The following is an 18,103-nucleotide window of genomic DNA, read 5'->3' as shown; positions in this document are numbered from 1 at the left end:
GTTCCTTTACGCTTCGGCCGGTTCTTCATCGAACCAACGGTAGAGCGTCGGCAAGACGACGAGGGTGAGCAGGGTCGAGGTGATGAGGCCACCGATGACGACAATGGCGAGCGGTCGTTGGACTTCCGAGCCGGGGCCGGTGGCGAAGAGGAAGGGTATCAGACCGAGCATGGCGACCGTGGCGGTCATCAGCACCGGTCGCAGACGCATTTGCGTGCCTTCGATGACCGCCGCACGGATGCTGCGGCCCTCGTGGCGCAAATTGCGGATGCAGGTGATGAGGACGACGCCATTCAGCACGGCGATCCCCCACAGGGCGATGAAGCCGACCGAGGCTGGCACGGAAAGATACTCGCCGGTGACGAAGAGCGCGACCAGACCGCCGATTGAGGCAAACGGCAGGACGGTGATGATCAGCGTCGCGTAGCGAATCGAGCCAAAGAGCAGGAAGAGCAGGAAGAAGATCGCGCCAATGGTGATCGGAATGATGATCGCCAGATGCGACAGGGCGCGCTCCATGTTCTGGAACTGGCCGCCCCATTCGAGGTAATAGCCTTCCGGCAGTTTTACCCGCGCGTCGACTTTCTTCTGCAACTCGGCGACGAAACCACCGAGGTCGCGGTCTTTGACGTTCACGCCCACCACGATGCGACGTTTGGCGGTTTCGCGCGAGATTTGCGCGGGGCCGTCGGCGACGCTGATGTCGGCGATGTCGGTCAGGCGCAACTGCGCGCCATTTGGTGCCGGCACCATGATGTCGCCAATCGCCTCGACGTTGTTACGGAAGTTCGCCGGCAGACGGATGACGGCGTTGAAGCGGCGTTCGCCTTCGAAAACCTGCGTCGCGCTCTTGCCGCCGATGGCGGTCTCGATCACGGTGTTGACGTCGGAGACGTTCAGGCCGTGGCGGGCGATGGCTTGCCGGTTGATGTCGATCTGCAGGTATTGCTGGCCGCTGATGCGCTCGACCCGGAGATCCTGCGCGCCTTGCACCGATTGGGCGATGCGCGAGATGTCCTCGGCAGTTTTCTTAAGCGTGTCGAGGTCGTCACCGAAGATCTTGATCGCTACGTCCGAACGCACGCCGGTGACCATCTCGTCGACGCGGTCGGAAATCGGCTGCGCCATGACGATCTGCACGCCGGGCAGCGTCGACAGCTTTTCGCGGATGGCTTCGGCGATGGTGTCCTGCGTCCAGCCGGACGGCCACTGGTCGCGCGGCAGGAGGCTGACGATGGGCGTCGACTCGTTGGAGCCTTGCGCGTCGGCCGGCGATTCACCGCGCCCGACACTGGAAAAGGCCGATTTGACGCCCGGTACCTGCATGACGCGGCGCATGGCTTCCATTTCCATCTTGATCGACTCGTCGAGCGAGATGTTCGGCACGCGGTTAATACCGGGCACGATGGAGCCTTCCTTCATTTCCGGAATGAAGGCCGTGCCGAGGAAGGGGAAGAGCGCCAGGGCGCCGACGAAGGCGGCAATGGCGATGGCGACCGTCCGTTTCTCGTTGTCGAGCGCCCGCGCGAGAATTGTGCGGAAGAAGGGCTTTACCTTGGCGATCAGCCAGGTGTCGTGTTCGGCGCCGCCTTTCAGCAGGTAGGATGAGAGCACCGGCGTCAGCGTCAGCGAGAGAATCAGCGACATGCCAAGCGCAATGGCGATGGTGTAGGCGAGCGGCGCGAACATCTTGCCTTCCATGCCTTGCAGCGTCATCAGCGGCAGGAAGACGAGGATGATGATGCCGATGCCGAAGATCACCGGCGTCGCCACTTCGACCACCGAGCGCAGGATGATGCGGATCGGGCTTTCGCCGGTGGCGCCGTTTTCCCGTGCCCGTCCGAGGTGGGCGAAGGCGTTTTCGACCACCACGACCGATCCGTCGACCATCAGACCGATGGCGATGGCCATGCCGCCGAGCGACATCAGGTTGGCCGATAGCCCGTAGCGGTTCATGACGATGAAGGTCAGCAGCGGCGTCAGCACCAGTGTGGCGACGACGATCAGCGACGAGCGCAGGTCGCCGAGGAAGAGCAGCAGGACGATGACGACGAGTACGACGCCTTCGATCAGCACCTTGATCACCGTCCACAGGGCGGCGTCGACGAGTTCGGAGCGGTCGTAGTAGGGCACGATCTGCAGGCCGCCGGGGAGCATTCCCTTGCTGTTGATCTCCTGCACGCGTTCCTTGACGCGGCCGACGATGTCCTTGGCGTTGCCGCCGGCCATCATCATGACGACGCCGCCGACCGATTCGGTGACGCCGTTCTTGATCAGCGCACCGACACGCGCGTCGTGGCCGAAATCGACGTCTGCGACGTCGCGCACGTAGACCGGTACGCCGCCGACTTCCTTGAGGACGATGGAGCGGATGTCGTCGAGGTCTTTCACCAGCCCGACGCCGCGAATCAGGTATTGCTCGGCGTAGTGTGGCAGCACGCCGCCACCGGAGTTGGCGTTGTTGCGGCCAACGGCCTGATAGACGTCCTGCACGGTCAGCTTGTAGTAGCGCAGCTTGTCCGGATTGACGAGTACCTGATATTGCTTGACGTAGCCGCCCTGCGAGTTGATTTCGGCGACGCCCGGAATCGAGCGCAGCAGCGGGCGAACCACCCAGTCCTGCGCGATGCGCCGCTGCATCAGCTCGGCCTGATCGAGCGTGCGATTGCCGTCGTCGGGGCGGTCCAGCGTGTATTGATAGACCTCGCCCAGACCGGTCGATACCGGGCCGAGTACGGGCGTGATGCCCTCCGGCATGCGGCTGCCGACTTCGAGCAGGCGTTCCATCACCAACTGGCGCGCGAAATAGACCTTGGTGTCGTCGGTAAACACCAGCGTGATCAGCGACAGGCCGGGCTTGTTCAGCGAGCGCATCTCGGTCAGGCCGGGCAGGCCGGTCATGGCGATTTCCAGCGGTGCCGTGATGAAACGCTCGACTTCCTCTGGCGAGCGGCCGGAGGCTTCGGTGGCGATTTGCACCTGGACGTTGGTGACGTCAGGGAAGGCGTCGACCGAGAGACGACGGGCGGCGTCGACGCCGAAGACGAGCAACGCTGCCGCCAGGACGATGACAATCAGGCGCTGCTTGAGCGCCGCGCGGATGAGCGATTCGATCATGAGCCTTCCAGCTCCTTGCGCTTGCGCTCGTTATTGAGGTGGAAGGCACCGTCGACGACGATGCGCTCGCCGGGCTTGACGCCCGAGAGTACGGCACGCTGGCCACCGGATTCCGGCCCGAGCTCGACGCGCGTCAGGCGGAACTGGTTGAGCACGGGGGCTTCAGCCGCCGTGCCGTCGGCGGATTTGGCTGTCGGCGTCGCGCTATCGGCGGATTTGTTTTGCGCCGGCGCGTTGCCAACGACGACGAAGACGTGGTCGGCATCGTTCTCGCGCACGACGGCGGCGGCGGGGACGACCGGGCGTTCGACGGCCTTGCCGGCGATCAGCATGGTGGCCAGCATGGAGGGTTTGAGGCGGTGTTCGCGGTTGTCGAGTTCGGTACGCACGAGCACCGTGCGCGTTTCCGGATTGACCGTTTCGCCGACGTGAATCAGGCGGCCGGTGATCTGCTCGCCATCGAGTGCGGCGACTTCGATGCTGACCGATTGGCCCGGCTTGACCTTGCTCGCCTGTTCTTCGGGGACTTGCGCGACGGCCCAGACGCGCGAGAGGTCGGCGACGGTGAAGAGGGTATCGGTCGGGCCGACGACTTGCCCTTGCGTCACGCGGCGATCGACGACCACGCCGGCGAGCGAGGAGACGACGGGGCTTAGCGAGTTGATGGCGCCTTCGGCATCGAGACGGCGGATGGCGGCGGCGGGCAGCCCCAGCACGCGTAACTGGTCGCTGGCGGCGCGTCGCTCGGCGGCGGCGATGGACTGTTCGCTCTCACGACGTTGCAGTTCGGCGCTGCCGATGACGTCGCCTTGATACAGCGACCGCGCGCGTTCGGCGGCGCTGCTGGCCAGATCGGCCTGTGCCCGCGCTTTCAGGTAAGCGAGCTGCGCGGCGCCCAGTTCGGTGCTGTTGAGCATGGCCAGCGGTTCGCCGGCGCGCACCGATTGTCCGGGAACGGCGATCAGTTCGCTGACACGGCCGGTGACGGTGGCGCCGATGCGTGCCAGACGTTGCTCGTCGAAGTCGATCTTGCCGGCGACGCGGACGTTTTCCGTGACCGGGGCGGTGACGACTTCGCCGATCTTCAACTGCGGCAGCAGCGCGGCCGGAGCGATGACGAGCATGGGGTCGGCCGGGGCCTGGGCGACCACCTTGGGCTCCTCCTTGCCGCAGGCGGCAAGGAGCGTCAGGGAGAGCAGCAGCAGCGGGAGTTTCGTGGGGTACATGGACTTCCTTTCGCGACGCACGGCCGCAGAGCTAGCGGTTGGCACGCAGACGTTCGATGTCGACGCGGGCGGCGACAAGCTCGTAGCGGGCAGTGATCAGTTCGTTCCGCGCGGCGCGAAAGACGCGTTGCGCATCGAGGTAGTCGAGAATGCCGCGCTCGCCGAAGCGGTAGGCGGCCTCGGCGACGCGCAGCGCCGATTCGGCCTGGCGGACGATGCCGCCTTCGAGCGCCGCGACTTGCGTGTTGGCGATCTCGAATTGGCGATAGGCCGTTTCCAGCGCCTGCGTCAGCGCGAATTCGCGCGCCGCCAGCGCGTTGCCGGCGCGGGCAAGTTGCGCGCTCGCCTCGCCGACCGGGCCGCTGCGCTGATCCCACAGGGGAACGGTCAGGACGAGCCCGATGCGCGAGGAACGCAGCTCGGGGTCTTGCTCCTGACTGGCGCGTACGGCGACGCTCGGCAGCCGTAGACTGCGTTCCAGCGATAACTGATGTTCGGCCCGCTGCCGCTCGGCACGGGCGCGGGTGAGTTCGGGATTGCGGGAGAGGACTTCTTCGCGCAGGGCGGCCAGTGTCGGCAATTCGCCGCCGCGTCCGCTGTCCGCTTCGAGGTCGCCGCGAACACTGAAGTTGGCGGGGAGTCCTTCGCCGACCGCTTCGCGCAGGGCGGCGCGTGCCTGTTGCGCGCGCAGGGCGGCGCTGGCTTCGGATTTGCGGGCGTTGAGGAGTTCTGCGTCGGATTTGATCAGCTCGTACCGCGCCGACTCGCCGGTCTCGACGCGTAGCTGGATGCGTTTGCGGATCTGCGCCATGAGGGCGGCGTCTTCCTGCGCGGCGCGGGCTTCGGCGTCACGACGCAGAACGTCGAAGTAGGCCAGTTTGACGCGTGCCGCCGTCTCCGCTTCGAAGGCGAGGAGATCGGCGCTCGCCGCATCGGCGGCGGCCGTTGCCGCGTCTTCGCGCAGGCCGCGCTGCCCCGGCAGCGGCAGGGGTTGTGTCACCGTGATCGTGCGCAGATCGCCCGCCGTCGTGCCGGGAATACGGGCGTTCGATTTGCCGCTCAGGTATTCGATTTCGGGGTTGGGAAAGGCGCCTGCGGTACGAATGCCCGAGCGGGCCGCGTCGACCTGATCGCGGGCGGCTAGGACGCCGCGATTGACGGTTTTGGCGAGGTTCAGCAGCTGTTCGAGCGAGTAAGTCTCGCCGCTGATGGCCGCTCCTGCTTGCCGTTGCGCTTCGGCCGCGCTCGCTGGAGCGGGCATGGCGACACTGAGGGAAATGGCGAGTGCAGAGAGTGCGGACGTTGCGGACAGCGCGGCGAGCTGCCGGCGCGATGAGCGCAGGCGGCCCGACGGGGCGCACGCTGCGGCAAGCGGGCGCTGTAGCGAACGATTTGGCGAAGGCATCAGGAGCTTTCGGTGGTGATGGCGAGGGGCGGCAGGGAGTGCGAGCGCGCTGAGGTGGCTCGGCAATGGAGCGGTGCGTACGGCAACGGCCCCAGCGGTGTTTTGCCGGCGCCGTCTGCCTTAGCGCAGCGCCTGCAGGGCGGCGATACGCTCGGCGATGGGCGGATGCGACATGAAGAGGGCGCTCAGTCCACCGCCGTTCTTGCCGGCGATGCCGAAGGCCGACATCTGCTCCGGCAAGGGTTGCGGGTGAGCGGCGTCGAGGCGACGCAGGGCGCCGATCATCTTGTCGCGGCCGGCGAGGGCGGCAGAACCGGCGTCGGCGCGGAATTCGCGATGACGGCTGACCCATTGCACGACGATCATCGCCAGCACGCCGAGCACCAGTTCGGCGACCATACTCGCTACCCAGTAGCCGATGCCGTGGCCTTCTTCGTTTTTGAGGATGACGCGGTCGACGAAGTAGCCAAAGATGCGGGCGAAGAAAAAGACGAAGGTGTTGACGACGCCCTGCACCAAGGCGAGCGTCACCATGTCGCCATTGGCGACGTGGCTGATTTCGTGTGCCAGCACCGCCTCGATCTCGTCGTGCGTCATGCCACGGAGGAGTCCGGTACTGACGGCGACAAGCGCCGAATTGCGGCTCATGCCGGTGGCGAAGGCGTTCGGTTCGGGGCTGTCGTAGATGGCGACTTCCGGCATGTCGATGCCGGCGGCGGTCGCTTGCTGGCGTACCGTGTTGAGCAGCCAGCGCTCGGCTTCCGAGGTCGGCGTCTCGATGACCTGGGCGCCCGTCATGCGCTTGGCCGACCATTTGGAAATGGCGAGCGAGATGAACGAGCCGCCAAAACCCATGACGACCGCGAAGATCAGCAGCGACGATATGTTGAGCCCATTGGCATCGAGGTAGTGGTCGACGCCCAGGAGGCGTAGCGAAATGCTGAGAACGGCGACAATCGCCAGGTTGGTCAGCAGAAAGAGGAATATCCGTTTCATGGCAGCGTGACTCCGGTAGTCGGGGGCTTCCCGTGTCTGGGCATATTAGAGACTGGCGTTGATAAAATAAAATCGAGTCTTTAGAATCGACTCATCCATAAAATTGATGAGAAGCGATGAACTTCAAACATCTGCATTACTTTTGGGCGGTGGCTAAATGGGGCGGTGTGGCGCGCGCCAGCGAGCGGCTTCACCTGACGCCACAGACCTTGTCGACGCAGTTGCGGCAGTTCGAGGAACGTTGTGGTGTCAAGCTGTTTCGCCCGGCGGGCAAGGGAATCGAGTTGACGGAGGCGGGGCGGATGGCGTTTTCCTACGCCGACGAAATGTTCTCGGTGGCGGGTGAGTTGTCCGATGCCTTGCGCAGTCTGCCGGCGGGACGGGCGCGGAATTTTCGTGTCGGCGTCTCTGATGCCGTGCCGAAGAGTCTCGCCTATCGCATGCTCGCTCCGGCCTTGGCGGGCGCCGAGACGATGCGCTTTGTCTGTCGGGAGGGGAAGCTCGAGAGTCTGCTGGCCGATCTGGCCTTGCATCGGCTCGACATCGTTCTGGCCGACCGGCCCTTGCCGTCGGGCATCAACGTGCGTGGCTACAACCATCGGCTGGGCGAAAACGGTACAGGCTTTTTCGCCATTCCGTCGCTGGCGGCGCAGCTCGACAAGGATTTTCCGCATTCGCTGCATGGACAACCCCTCTTGTTGCCCGGCGACGACTCGGCCTTGCGCCAGCGTCTGCTGGCGTGGTTCGAGCGTCAGCGCATCGTGCCGCGCGTGGTGGGCGAGTTTGACGACAGTGGCCTCATGAAAGCCTTTGGTCGTGCGGGCGTCGGGGTGTTCCCGGTAACGCTGGCAGTACGTGACGAAGTCATGGCGAATTACGGCGTCGAACTCGTCGGCACGACCGATGCGGTGCGTGAAAGCTACTTCGCAATTTCGGTCGAGCGGCGGGTGACGCATCCTGCCGTGCTGGCGATCATCGAGGGTGCGGCCTTGCGTCGCGAGGCGGAAGCGGCGTCACGGGGGCCTGAGGTGGCCTGAGTTGACACTGGAGAGCGCGCCTGGGGGCGGCACTGCTGCGTCAACTACTTCGTCAGGATCAGTTTTTCCTGTCGCGTCAGGCGCAGGCGATATTCCTCGCCCTGATGGGCAATGATCAGTTCGCGGCCGTCACGTAGCAGCGTGCGGCTGTCGATCCTTTCGGGGCGTTGTCCGGGCGTGTTGCTGGCGTCGGTGGAGGGGGGGGTGAGGCGCGGTTCGGATGGCATGGGGGAACTCCGTGTCGGGTAGGGGGCAAATGTCGTACGGGATGGGCGCGGCGTTGGCGACTGTTCGACAATATCGTGGTTTTGCGCGGTGCAGCGTCTGGCCGGCCCTCTAGGGACAGAGCTGCGGACGATCAAGGCTGTCGCCGCCCAGTGTGCGCAGATGGGCGAGTGCGGCTTCCAGCTCGCCGATGCGCCGTCCCATCTCGTTGAAAATGACGCCCGACTCGAAACGCGCCAGACGCCGTTGCAGTGCGGCGGTGTGTGCCGCCATGCGGGCGAGCGTCTCGACGCGTTGCTGGAGACGGGCGATCTGCTGCCGCAAGACATCCTCTCGCCCCTGCCACTGGCGACGTTCGTGTGCGAGTTGCGCCGATAGATGCCGCTCCGCCGGCGTTTCGGCGGCGGCGAGCAGGGCTTCCCGCTCGGCGTGATTGATCGCGTTCATTGCACGGCCTCGGCCGTCGTCAGGGGGGCGGCGTGCGAAGGGCGCGGGGAGGGGCTGTACGGTTCGTTGCGGCTTGAGTCGCGTGAGCCGTATGGTTCGCGTGGCTCGGCGCGTGTCGCCTGCGCGTCGCTGACAGGGGTTTCAAGCAGCGGGTCGCGTTCGAGAACGTCCGCCAGCTGGCGGGCGTGGGTACGCAGGTGGGCGTCAGCACGTTCGTCGACGGCGAGGCGTTCGAGCAGCATGACGGCCAGCGCCGCCGAGCGCGGGCAGCGCGTTTGCATGTGCGTGGCCAGATGCGCCAGGGCGGCGGCGGCCAGATGGGCTGGAGCGACCGCTGTCGCCGATGCGCTCAGGAGGCTGGATTCTTCGGACAGAAGGCTACTCTCGCTGATTTCGGTGATATCGACGATCTCGGTCATGGCGTGGCTCCTTGGGCGGTGGGCGTTGCACAACGGCGGGGGAGTGGGAGGGATGGGGGGGCGGCGCCTCCCCGTGGGCTTAGGGCGTTGTCGGATCGGTGACGAAGCCAATGCGGGTGAGACCGTGGCGGGCAACTTCCGACATGACCTGCGCGACCGTTTCGTACGGCGTCGTGCGATCGGCGCGCAGATGCAGCTCGGGCTGAGGTTGCACGGCAGCGGCGGCATCGAGGCGGCGGGCGAAGGTCGCGTCGTCGACGGCTTCACCGTTCCAGAACAGCTGTTTGTGCGCGTCGATGGCGACCTGCACGTGCTCGGCCTGCGTTTGATTGGGCGAGGACGCCGCATGCGGCAGGTCGAGCTTGACCGCGTGGGTCAGCAGGGGCGCGGTGACGATGAAAATGATCAACAGGACGAGCATGACGTCGATGAGCGGCACCATGTTGATTTCGGCAAGCGGGGCGTTGTCGTCGCCCGCGTCGAGGCTGGCAAAGGCCATGGCAGAGTCTCCTAACGCAGGGCCAGACCGGCGGCATCGGCGGCGTGGTGAGCGCGCGACAGGGCGATCACCTTTTCGCTGGTGGTGCGTGCATCGGTGAGCATGGGCGAGGTCTTGATGCCGGTCGCGAGGAAGGCGAAGACGTCGTAGGCGAAAGCGTTGAGTTCGGCCAGCGTGTTGCGGTTGGCGCGGGCAAAGGCGTTGTAGGCGACAGCAGCGGGGATTGCCGTGGCGAGGCCGATCCCCGTCATGATCAGGGCTTCACCCACTGGGCCGGCGACCTTGTCGAGCGTTCCCTGGCCGGAAATGCCGATGGCGATGAGCGCGTGGTAGATGCCCCAGACGGTGCCGAAGAGGCCGACGAAGGGGGCGCTGGAGGCGACCGTGGCGAGGAAGGTCTGGCCGAATTCGAGACGGCTGCGGTCCTCGTCGATGGCGCGCTTGAGCGCCCGCGTCAGCAGGTCGTCGGGCGCGCCGGCATCGATCAGGCTGGCGGCCGAGCCGCTGCTTTGCCGGCGGTTGTATTGCTCGATGGCCGTAAAGCCGTGGTGCACGAGGTGCGAGAAGGGCTCGGTGACGCCGCTTTCGCGCAGGCGTGCGGCAACGGCTTCGAGGTTGGGAGCCTCCCAGAAATCAGCGAGGAAGCGCGTGCTGCTGCGTCGCTGGCGAAGTGCCTGCAAGCCTTTATTGGCGATGAGGAACCACGATCCGACCGAGGCGAAGAGCATGATCGTCAGCAAAACCATGGCGACGCCGTCGGCATGGGTGAGAAAGTGGCCAAAGCCAAGCGGGGATTCCATATCAGCCTTTCAGGGTAAAAACGATGGGAACGACGACCCACGCCGCGCGTGCCTCGTCGCCTTGTCGTGCGGGGACAAACTGCCAGCGCCAGACGGCTTCGCTCGCCGCCTGATCGAGACGCGGCGAACCGCTGCTGCTCTTGATCTCGATCTGCGTCGGGCGACCGCCGGCGTCGACGAAAACGCGCAGCAGCACCTTGCCTTCTTCGCCCATGCGGCGGGACATCGGCGGATAGTTGGGCGCCGGGTTTTTCAGGTAGTCGGCGTCAAAGCGGGGCGGGCTGACGGGCGCGGGGGCGGCGGGCGCGGGCGCCACAGGCGGTGCGGCGGGCGGCGGCTCAGGGGGGGCGCTGGTCGTTGCGGGCGACGTGGCGTTGGTGGTGAGTGTGCGGCTGGGTTGCGGCTTCGTCGCTGGTGTCGGCTTGGCACGCGGTGGCGGGGGCTCGCTCGGTGTGGGTTGCGCAGCGGCCGTCGCGGCGGGCAGCAGGCTGACCATCAGCGCCGGCATCGGTACCGGCGAGGGCAGTACATCGAGGTGGATGGCAAGGCTCAGTAGCGCAGCGTGCGCCGCCAGCACGGCGAGGATGCCGCTTTTCGAAAGCCGTGGCGCGCCATAGGCGGTGCGCTGGATGCCGGAAGTGCTGCCCGGATGAGCGTGTGCGAGCGACAAAAAGCTGCCTCCAATTGAGAATTGTTATTATTGTAATCGATAATGTTTATCGTTTGTAAGGTTTTGCGCCGGTGTCTGGAGGGCAAGGCATTGCCCTGTTCTCCGGTAGATTGGGTGCGTTCCCTCGGTAGAGGAAGGCTTCAAGCTGCGCATTGAGGCAGCCTTCTCGTCTCAGACAGCAATCTCGTCGCCGGCGGGGGCTTCCAGCGTTTTCCCGGCCGTATCGAGCAGGCGCGAGAGGCTGGAGATGCCGGTCGTCTTGAGGAAGAGGCAGCGTTTGCCAGTGCGTTTGCACTGTTCTTTGACGCGCCAGTAGGCGCTGTGGCTGATGCATGCCGCCTGGCAGATGATCAGGTCGGCGGCGGCGACGGCCGCGTCGATGCGATGCGGGTTTTCTTCGACGCCTCCGTCGTGGTGCAGGAAACGCCCGCCGCGTGTTTCCACGACCTGCCGGCAGGCGTCGACCGCGCCGGTGCGCCCGCCGACGCAGAGCACGCATTTGCCGTCGAGCTTCGCCGTGTCGCTGGCTTGTGTGAGTGGGCTGGGCTCGTTCGTTGCAGCTGCGGCGCTTGCGCAGGTCGCCGGGCGTTGGCGTTGCGCGGCGCTCAGTTCTTTGCGCAGCAGGATGTTGGCGCGGCTCAACTCGCTGGCCTTGGCTTCTGCCGCCTGTGCCCGTTCGCGCAGGGCGTTGAGTTCCTTCAATGCCGGCCGGAGCTGGTGCAGTTGCTGGAGTTCGCGCTTGAGGGCGTCTTCTTGCGCGCTTTTGCCTGCCAGTTCGGCGTGTAGTTCGGCGAGTTGCTGCCGCAGTGCCAGCGTTTCGGCTGCTTTTTCGCTACGCAGCGCGTCGGCGTCGCGGCGGGTGGCGTCGAGTTGCTCGCGCAGCTTTTGATTGTCGTGGCGCAGGGTTTTCAGCTGTGCCAGATCCGCCCGCGTACCGGTGCCGACCTGATGCTGGATCATGTGGATATCGGCATAGACCTCTTGCGTCAATGCTTTGTCGCAGGCCGGGTGTGTCCAGATCGACCAGAGAGCGGCCGGCAGGTCGCTGCCGCTACGCGTGGCTTCATGCCAGTGTGCGCGCAGGGCATCCGTGGTTTTTGCCTCGGCGAAGCGGCGGATGCTCAGTTGAAAGCGTTTTTCGAGGAGCTTGTGCAGCACTTCGGCCAAGGGGCTGCGTTCCTGGCAGGCGCTGACGGCGCTGGTATGGATCGAGAAATCGCTGGTGTCGGCAGTGCAGTGGAAATGGCGTGCCACGACTTCGCGTAGTGCGTTGACCTCGAAGCAGACGCCGACGAGCGGACAGTGAAAGCGGTGATCCAGCTCCCAAAGCTTGCGCCGACGTGAGCCGGCGCTGGTGACGGCGAGGGGAACGCGGTGGTGCGTGAAAGCCTCGGCGACAGGAAAGGTGCTCGGCAGGGTGGCTTCGCGTCCGGCGAGAAGCGGGAAGGGCGGTGTGTGCATGGCGGCATTCCTCTCGGTTCGGGGCATTAATGACGGCTCGGTCGGGATAGCAGGGCGCGCGTGCTGGCGTGGGGGAGGACGGGCGTCGGCGCGCTGGTGGGCGTCGGCGTGCCGGCGGTGCGTGCCGTGCAGCCACGCCGGATGAAGCGCTCGGCGAAGAGGAATCCCTGGACGAGATCGAATTCGAGCGTTTTCGCTTGCTGCCAGTGGGCTTCCGTCTCGACGCCTTCGAGCACGGTGGTCAGGCCGAGGTCCTTGGCTTGCGCCAGCGCCCAGACGAGCAGCTTGCGCTGGCGGGGCGTCAGTTCGCCGTTGAGCCAGGAGCGGTCGAATTTGACGACCGTCGCGTTCATCAGGGAAGCGTAGGAAATCAGCCCGCGCGACGAGGAAAGGTCGTCGACGGCGATACGGATCTCGGCCGAGGCCAGCGCGTCAATCATGCGGCAGGAGAGGATGACGTCCTGCAAATGCAGATTCTCGATGGCTTCGACGACCAGTCGCTCGCGGTGCGCAGCGAGCATCGGCGTAAAGACGTTGTGGCCGTCGCCGATATCGCCGGCGGCGAAGCTGTCGGGGTCGAGGTTGACGAAAATCAGGCCGTCCGTCGGTGCCTCGTCGAGTTGCAGTTGCTTGGTGCGCAGTTCAGCGTGCAGGAGCAGCAGCGGATTGTCGTGCAGCGCTTCGAACACCGGTTCCGGCGGCAGGGCCACCCCGGCCGCGTCGACAAAGCGAGCCAGCGCTTCGTGGCAGCGTGTCTCGCCGCTTTTGACGCAGACCAGCGGTTGGTACTCGACGCCGAAGCGCTCGGCGAGCAGGCATTCGAGAATGCTATGCGGGTGCGGGTGTCGTTCCGGTCGACTCATGGCTGCACCTTTTCGCCGTTTTCCGGGACGTAGATCATCGAACCGTCCTTCATGCGATAGGCGGCGCCGACCTTGTCGCCCTGACCTTCGCCCATGGCGCCGCTGGCCTTGTAGCGCTCAACCTTTTCGCCGTCCTTGATCAGCATTTCCATGGTCGGCTTGCCGGCGTCGGTGATCACCGTCAGCGAATGCTTGGTGAACGCGTTGAGTATCGGGTTCTGCGCGACGGTGATGAGCAGCGCGGCGATGATCACGAGGAAGATGTCGATGATGTTGACGACCGAGAGGATCGGATCGTCGCTTTCGGCTTCGTGCAGGAGCTTCATCATGCGACGCTCCGCCGACGCAGGGCCTCGATTTCGAGCATTTCTTCCGCCAGCCAGCGGCGGTGAACGTTGGCCATCCAGTAGGTCAGGCTGGCGGCGATCAAGGCCAGAATCACTGCCGAGAAGGCTACGGTCAGGTTTTCCGAGACTTGCGCGAGTTGCCCGTCGGCCAGCGATTTGAGCGCTGGTCCCATTGGAATCATCGTCGCCACCAGTCCGAGCATCGGCGCAACGCGTGCGGCGATCCTCGGTTTTTCGAGGAAGGTGTGCGCGGCGAGGTCGAGTTCGTCGGGCGAAAGATCGGGTTTGGCGTAAAAGTGCTCGAGCAGGGGGCGTCCGCCGCCCTGTCGTCGCCGCCGCGACTGCACGATGAACTGTCCGAGCAGCCAGAAGGAGTACAAGAAGAGCAGGGTGATGAGCGCCAGCGCCGGTAGCAGAAACAGCTGGCTCAACTGGTACATCGTGCTTTCAATCAGGGTTTGCATGCGCGGAGGCTCCGGAGTAGCGGGTGAGAGAACGCAGGCGGATCGGCGTTGACGCGGCGCGCCAGGCGCCGCCGCCGAAAGCGCCGAGTAACAAGGCAAGGCCGATGGCGGCGAGCGGTGCGGGTTCTGCCGGCGTCGGGCGGACGGCGGCGAGCTGGATGCCCTTGACCGTCGCCGGCGTGGCGGCCTGGGGTTGGGGGGCGGCACGAGTCGCATCAGGCTTCGCCCTCGTGGTGGCGGGCGTCTTGCTGGCTTTTGCCGGCGCGCTTTGGCGGCTCGCGGCGGCGGCTGCGCTGAGCGGACGCCCCTCGCCGACGCCGACGTAACGGTTGAATTCGCTATTGCTCGAGACGATGTCGTGGCGCACGGCCAGCTCGCGGTAGCGTTGCTTGAGTTCGGCAACGGTGGCGGCATCGGCGGCCCAGTAGCCTTGGCGGCTGGCTTCGAGCATGCGTTCGATGCTTTGCGCCAGAGCATTGGGGTTGTTCTTTTCGAACCAGTCCTTGAGCCCAAGATGGTGCTTGTCGCGCACGTAGACGTCGGCGAATTCCTGCCATTGGTCGTCGCGGACGACTTCGCGCGCGACGGCGGTCCAGCCCCAGAAGTTGTTGACCGAGTCGAGCACCTGCAAGGTGCCGGCATAGCCTTCGGCCATCAGCCCCTTGATGTAGCCGGGGTGGAAGTTGCGCGTCGCCAGTTCTTTGGCGAGAAAGGCGTCCGCCGCTTCGACGCGGCTGCCCTGGCCCTCGCTTGCGTTGCCGCGCAGATTGGCGATGAAGAGTTCGGGCGCTTTGCCGTCGAGTTGCCGCACGGCGAGCGCGATACCGCCCAGGTACTGGAAAGGATCGTCGGTCGTCAGCATGCCGTAGAGGTTGGAGCTGCGTGACAGCACGGCGCCTTCGGTACCCTTCAAGTGCTCGGCGTAGAGATTGATCTTTGCCGCCTCGCCGCTGGCGCCGGCAATGCCTTTGCTGCCCCAGTCGGCTTCGTCACTGCCGTAACCAAATTGCATGCGCGAGAGGTAGAGCGCCGCCAGCGTGCGGTCGCCATCGGCCTTGCCTTTCCAGGTGTCGGTGGCGAGCGTGGCGTCGTCAAGCCCGGTGCCGTAGCGGCCGGATTCGGAGGAGAAAATTCGTGTTTCAGCGGCCTTTTGCGCGGCGGCGCCGGGAACGCCCTGCGCTTCCAGTCGCGCGGCGATGGCGCGACTGTTGGCAAGGAGCGGGTTGTCGCTCTCGTCGGCGCGGGCGGCCAGTTCGGCGGCTTTTGCCAGCAGTTTCATGACGTTGGGGAAGTGGTCGCGGTATAGGCCGGTCGCCGACAGGACGACGTCGACGCGGGCGCGCCCGAGTGCCGCGCGGGGGACGAGTTTGACGTCGACAAGGCGGCCGCCGGCATCCCATTGCGGCTCGACACCCATCGCCCAGAGCGCTTGCGCTTCGAGGATTCCCTGGTGGCGCATGGTCTCGACCGACCACAGCGAGAAGGCGAGCTTCTTTGGCGGATGGCCGGATTTGGCGCGGTACGCCGCGATCAGTGCTTCGGCGGCGTCCTTGCCAGCGGCCCAGGCTTGCGGCGTCGGCACGCGTGAGGGATCGAATCCGTACAGATTGCGGCCCGTTGGCAGGGCGTCGGGGTTTTTCACGGGATCGCCGCCGTAGGAGGTCGGACGGTGTTCACCGGCCAGTGCCGACAGCAGTCCCGCTAGTTCGCCGCCCGCGCCAAGATCGGCATACCAGCGCTTGCCCTGTTCGAGCAGGGCGGCGAGCGTCGGGTCGCTCGGGGGAGGCTGCGTGCCGTCGAGCGCGCCTTTGAGCAGGCGATAGGGAATGGAGTCGGCGAGGCGGCTGTAGTCGCTGACGTACACCTCGTCGAGATCGTCGGCGCGCACGCCGGCTGCTCGCGCGGCGGCCTCGCTGAAGGGGCGGCCCAGCATCAGCAGCACGGTGCCGATGCGCTGCATCTCCGGCGGCGCCGTGCCGAAGGTATGCAGCCCCAGGGGCTGCGCCGTTTGCGCGAGTTCGTGCAGATGACTGTGCAGGGCGTCGACGAAGGCGCGGAAGTCGGTTGCAATGCGCGCGTCGCTCCAGCCCATGTCGCGGTCGATACGCTCCTTTTTGACGCCAGCGAGGAGGTCGGCAGCGAGCTTTTGCTTCACCGCGCCATCGTCCTGCGCCAGCCAGGCGTGCAGCAGATCGTGCAGTTTCACCGTCGTTTCGTGCAGGCCGGCCGGGATGAAGGCGGGCGTCTGGTGGGTGACGATGACGGCACGGCCGCGTCGCTTGGCTTGCAGGGCTTCGCCGATGTTGTCGACGATGTAGGGATAAATCACCGGTACGTCGCCGACGGCGAGCAGGGGATAGTCGCTCGTGGCAAGGCCGCGCTCCTTGCCGGGCAGCCATTCCTGCGTGCCGTGCGTGCCGAAATGGATGAGCGCGTCGGCGTGGAAACCTTGCCGCAGCCAGAGGTAGTGCGCCAGGTAGGCGTGCGAGGGGGTGGCTTTCGGCGAGTGGTAGAGCGCTTTTTCCCGATCGTCGAGTTTTTCACCGCGCGGCGACTGTGGGGTGATGGTGAGCTTGCCGAGCAGCAGGCGCGGGATGACGAAGACGCGTTGCCCGTTTTCGCTGATCACCATCGAGGATTTTTCGGGAGATCCCCAGCGTTCGGTGATATCGCGCTGAACACTGGGCGGGAGTTGCCCGAACCACTGCTGGTAGGTGGCGAGCGGCAGGCGATCCGCCAGCCCGTCGCGCAGCAGGCCGGCCAACTGGTCGTCGCGGTAGTAGGGGGCGAGCAGGCGCTGCAATTGACGGGTGAGCTGTTCTTCCTCCTGCGGTGGGGTGTCGTAACCGGCGGCGTGCAAGGCGGCGAGGGTCGCGACGAGGCTGCGCGGCAGGTTGAGGTAGGAGGCGGAGAGGTTTTTTTCGCCGGGCGGGTAGTTCCAGAAAAGGACTGCCACCTTCTTGTTGGCCGGGGCGAGGCGTTGCAGGCGCACGAGATTGAGCGCCTTGGTCACGACCGCGGCGGATTGCTCGGCGATGGCGACTAGCTGCTCGTCGCTTTTGCGCGTGCTGCTGGCGATGATCGGGTCGATGATGCCGGCGTATTCGCCTTGCGCGAGAAAGAACGGGATGTCGGCCAGCGGCAGACCTTGCGCGTCGGTGCGCCAGTCAGCTTCGTCGCCTTTGCGATAAGAGAGCGCCTGGATGACCGGGATGCCAAGCGCTGCCAGTTCGGCCCGTCGGCCCTCCGGGTCGAGCACGATCTGCGTGTTGATGAGGGCATCGGCGACGCGCTGGCCGGCGACGCTCAGCATCGGCGCCTGCGGCTCCATGACGGAGCTGTAGTAAGGGAGGGCGATCGCGCCGGCCGCTTCGATACGGGCGATCAGATCGTCGATGAAGGCGGTCTGTTCGCTGGCGACGTAAGTCTGGTGCAGCGCGATGGCGATGATCGGCGGGCGCTCGGCCGCGGGCAGCGTGGGATCGATTCCTCGCCAACGGAAATAGGCGGCGGGGTCGGCAAAGACGGTTTGGGGCGCCCGCGGGTGATAAATCGCCGCTTTCGGGAAGACGTGCGGCGGCGGAATGCCGTCGACGGGCTGTGCACGCAGGCGGGCCGCCAGCGTGCGGAAGAAATTCTCGAAGTTCTGGTGGCCACCGTTGACGTAGTAAGCCTGTAGCCGCGTCATGTCGGCGCTGGAAAACCCGCCGCCGCTAGGGCGGCTTTCGTGCAACCACAGGTGCGGCACGCTCAGCGTCGGCAGTGCGCGGCTCAGTCGCGTGCGCACGAAGGCTTGCAGGTGGTCGCGCGGCGTGTCGAAAAAGACGGCGTCGTAGCCAGCGAAGAGGCTGCCGTCCGGATCGCTTGGCAAGCGTTCGGCGACGCGGTGCTCGAGGCGCAGCCCTTGGGCGGCGGCGATGTCGGTGAGCCTGAGAAACTTGCCCGGCGGCACCGGGCTGGTCGACACGAAAAGAACCGCCTCCCCTCGCGCATAGCTGACAGGCAGCAGCAGCGCGAGGGTGGCGAGCGTGGCAAGAAGGCGCAACACAGGCATCAGGGATCCTTGGAGTGATGAGCCTTGGCTATCCGCCGGCGCATGCGGGGCGGCTTCGCGCACGGCGGGCGTG

The 18,103-nt window shown here is 65.7% G+C and carries 16 protein-coding genes; 1 reads left to right on the top strand and 15 read right to left on the bottom strand.

Going from position 1 to position 18,103, the window contains the following annotated elements; all coding sequences use genetic code 11:
* Positions 1-6: 6 nt before the first annotated feature.
* The 4 genes from GHK24_RS00595 to htpX all read right to left on the bottom strand — a co-directional run bounded on the left by GHK24_RS00595 (position 7) and on the right by htpX (position 6,744).
* A complete protein-coding gene (locus tag GHK24_RS00595) occupies positions 7-3,117 on the bottom strand; it encodes an efflux RND transporter permease subunit (protein ID WP_153467404.1) in 3,111 nt (1,036 codons plus the stop codon).
* On the bottom strand, positions 3,114-4,343 hold the full coding sequence (locus GHK24_RS00590; RefSeq protein WP_153467401.1) for an efflux RND transporter periplasmic adaptor subunit: 1,230 nt from the start codon (positions 4,341-4,343) through the stop codon (positions 3,114-3,116). The genes GHK24_RS00595 and GHK24_RS00590 overlap by 4 nt, the downstream gene beginning before the upstream one ends.
* A gap of 31 nt (positions 4,344-4,374) precedes the next feature.
* Complete coding sequence (locus GHK24_RS00585; protein ID WP_153467398.1) at positions 4,375-5,748, bottom strand: TolC family protein; 1,374 nt, start codon at positions 5,746-5,748, stop codon at positions 4,375-4,377.
* Between the two features lie 120 nt (positions 5,749-5,868).
* On the bottom strand, positions 5,869-6,744 hold the full coding sequence (gene htpX, locus GHK24_RS00580) for a protease HtpX (protein WP_153467395.1): 876 nt from the start codon (positions 6,742-6,744) through the stop codon (positions 5,869-5,871).
* Positions 6,745-6,860: 116 nt separating this feature from the next.
* Between htpX and nhaR the strand changes: the two genes are divergently transcribed.
* Positions 6,861-7,781 carry a transcriptional activator NhaR gene (nhaR, locus tag GHK24_RS00575; protein ID WP_153467392.1) on the top strand — a complete coding sequence of 307 codons (921 nt, stop codon included), beginning with the start codon at positions 6,861-6,863 and terminating at the stop codon, positions 7,779-7,781.
* A 44-nt stretch (positions 7,782-7,825) separates the two neighbouring features.
* Here nhaR and hemP read toward each other — a convergent pair whose 3' ends face one another.
* The 11 genes from hemP to cobN form a co-directional block, all read right to left on the bottom strand.
* The gene (hemP, locus tag GHK24_RS13745) at positions 7,826-8,008 is read right to left on the bottom strand and encodes a hemin uptake protein HemP (protein WP_153467389.1); all 183 of its coding nucleotides are present in this window, start codon (positions 8,006-8,008) and stop codon (positions 7,826-7,828) included.
* Between the two features lie 109 nt (positions 8,009-8,117).
* Entirely contained in the window at positions 8,118-8,453 is a 336-nt protein-coding gene (locus GHK24_RS00565; RefSeq protein WP_153467386.1) for a hypothetical protein, read from the bottom strand.
* Positions 8,450-8,872 (bottom strand): hypothetical protein, encoded by a 423-nt coding sequence (locus GHK24_RS00560; protein ID WP_153467383.1) that lies wholly within the window; start codon positions 8,870-8,872, stop codon positions 8,450-8,452. Before GHK24_RS00560 ends, GHK24_RS00565 begins: the two co-directional genes overlap by 4 nt.
* A gap of 79 nt (positions 8,873-8,951) precedes the next feature.
* Positions 8,952-9,371: an ExbD/TolR family protein gene (locus GHK24_RS00555; RefSeq protein WP_153467380.1), complete on the bottom strand. Its 420-nt coding sequence runs from the start codon at positions 9,369-9,371 to the stop codon at positions 8,952-8,954.
* A gap of 11 nt (positions 9,372-9,382) precedes the next feature.
* Complete coding sequence (locus GHK24_RS00550; RefSeq protein ID WP_153467377.1) at positions 9,383-10,171, bottom strand: MotA/TolQ/ExbB proton channel family protein; 789 nt, start codon at positions 10,169-10,171, stop codon at positions 9,383-9,385.
* 1 nt (position 10,172) lies between these two features.
* On the bottom strand, positions 10,173-10,841 hold the full coding sequence (locus tag GHK24_RS00545) for an energy transducer TonB (protein WP_228384467.1): 669 nt from the start codon (positions 10,839-10,841) through the stop codon (positions 10,173-10,175).
* 171 nt (positions 10,842-11,012) lie between these two features.
* Positions 11,013-12,302 (bottom strand): DUF2325 domain-containing protein, encoded by a 1,290-nt coding sequence (locus GHK24_RS00540; protein ID WP_167680583.1) that lies wholly within the window; start codon positions 12,300-12,302, stop codon positions 11,013-11,015.
* A gap of 26 nt (positions 12,303-12,328) precedes the next feature.
* Positions 12,329-13,165, bottom strand: a complete 837-nt coding sequence (locus tag GHK24_RS00535; protein WP_153467371.1) for an EAL domain-containing protein — start codon at positions 13,163-13,165, stop codon at positions 12,329-12,331.
* Entirely contained in the window at positions 13,162-13,494 is a 333-nt protein-coding gene (locus GHK24_RS00530) for a DUF2149 domain-containing protein (protein WP_228384466.1), read from the bottom strand. The genes GHK24_RS00535 and GHK24_RS00530 overlap by 4 nt, the downstream gene beginning before the upstream one ends.
* Complete coding sequence (locus GHK24_RS00525; protein ID WP_153467368.1) at positions 13,491-13,976, bottom strand: MotA/TolQ/ExbB proton channel family protein; 486 nt, start codon at positions 13,974-13,976, stop codon at positions 13,491-13,493. Before GHK24_RS00525 ends, GHK24_RS00530 begins: the two co-directional genes overlap by 4 nt.
* A complete protein-coding gene (gene cobN / locus GHK24_RS00520; RefSeq protein WP_153467365.1) occupies positions 13,960-18,030 on the bottom strand; it encodes a cobaltochelatase subunit CobN in 4,071 nt (1,356 codons plus the stop codon). Before cobN ends, GHK24_RS00525 begins: the two co-directional genes overlap by 17 nt.
* Between the last annotated feature and the right edge of the window lie 73 nt (positions 18,031-18,103).

It is taken from the genome of Rhodocyclus gracilis, from assembly GCF_009617575.1.
Lineage (GTDB): Bacteria > Pseudomonadota > Gammaproteobacteria > Burkholderiales > Rhodocyclaceae > Rhodocyclus > Rhodocyclus gracilis.
This window is presented reverse-complemented; position numbering and strand designations above follow the sequence as displayed.

Bases quoted from the DNA above. Each gene is read 5' to 3' on its own strand.
- GHK24_RS00595 (WP_153467404.1), bottom strand. From the start codon at position 3,117: ATGATCGAATCGCTCATCCGCGCGGCGCTCAAGCAGCGCCTGATTGTC.
- GHK24_RS00590 (WP_153467401.1), bottom strand. From the start codon at position 4,343: ATGTACCCCACGAAACTCCCGCTGCTGCTGCTCTCCCTGACGCTCCTT.
- GHK24_RS00585 (WP_153467398.1), bottom strand. From the start codon at position 5,748: ATGCCTTCGCCAAATCGTTCGCTACAGCGCCCGCTTGCCGCAGCGTGC.
- htpX (WP_153467395.1), bottom strand. From the start codon at position 6,744: ATGAAACGGATATTCCTCTTTCTGCTGACCAACCTGGCGATTGTCGCC.
- nhaR (WP_153467392.1), top strand. From the start codon at position 6,861: ATGAACTTCAAACATCTGCATTACTTTTGGGCGGTGGCTAAATGGGGC.
- hemP (WP_153467389.1), bottom strand. From the start codon at position 8,008: ATGCCATCCGAACCGCGCCTCACCCCCCCCTCCACCGACGCCAGCAAC.
- GHK24_RS00565 (WP_153467386.1), bottom strand. From the start codon at position 8,453: ATGAACGCGATCAATCACGCCGAGCGGGAAGCCCTGCTCGCCGCCGCC.
- GHK24_RS00560 (WP_153467383.1), bottom strand. From the start codon at position 8,872: ATGACCGAGATCGTCGATATCACCGAAATCAGCGAGAGTAGCCTTCTG.
- GHK24_RS00555 (WP_153467380.1), bottom strand. From the start codon at position 9,371: ATGGCCTTTGCCAGCCTCGACGCGGGCGACGACAACGCCCCGCTTGCC.
- GHK24_RS00550 (WP_153467377.1), bottom strand. From the start codon at position 10,171: ATGGAATCCCCGCTTGGCTTTGGCCACTTTCTCACCCATGCCGACGGC.
- GHK24_RS00540 (WP_167680583.1), bottom strand. From the start codon at position 12,302: ATGCACACACCGCCCTTCCCGCTTCTCGCCGGACGCGAAGCCACCCTG.
- GHK24_RS00535 (WP_153467371.1), bottom strand. From the start codon at position 13,165: ATGAGTCGACCGGAACGACACCCGCACCCGCATAGCATTCTCGAATGC.
- GHK24_RS00530 (WP_228384466.1), bottom strand. From the start codon at position 13,494: ATGATGAAGCTCCTGCACGAAGCCGAAAGCGACGATCCGATCCTCTCG.
- GHK24_RS00525 (WP_153467368.1), bottom strand. From the start codon at position 13,976: ATGCAAACCCTGATTGAAAGCACGATGTACCAGTTGAGCCAGCTGTTT.
- cobN (WP_153467365.1), bottom strand. From the start codon at position 18,030: ATGCCTGTGTTGCGCCTTCTTGCCACGCTCGCCACCCTCGCGCTGCTG.